The organism is Psychrobacter sp. 16-MNA-CIBAN-0192 (assembly GCF_040309565.1).
GTDB lineage: Bacteria > Pseudomonadota > Gammaproteobacteria > Pseudomonadales > Moraxellaceae > Psychrobacter.
Map to the genome: position 1 here is coordinate 1 of NZ_JBEOOX010000410.1, position 259 is coordinate 259.

General features: G+C 42.1%; 1 protein-coding gene. It reads right to left on the minus strand.

What is annotated here, in order from left to right:
- Positions 1–259, minus strand: a 259-nt coding sequence (locus tag AAEY78_RS13770) for a hypothetical protein (protein ID WP_502943780.1), incomplete at both ends; no start/stop codon positions are given.

Sequence of the window (259 nt, forward strand, 5' to 3'; positions counted from 1 at the left end):
GGTTTCAGTTTTACTTGCCCCTTCGTTTAGCTCTTCTAAGTAACCTGGGACTATTTTACCGTTTAAATCACCCGGTACGTATTGCCCACGAATAATATTGTCATCAACATCGCTGCCCTCTAATGGGCGTAATGCTTCTAATACTTTTAACTTTTCATTGCGAATACTATTGGCTTTAAGTTTATGCGGTGACTCCATTGCGACTAAGCAAAGTAGCTGTAACAAGTGGTTTTGCACCATGTCACGCAAAGCACCGGCT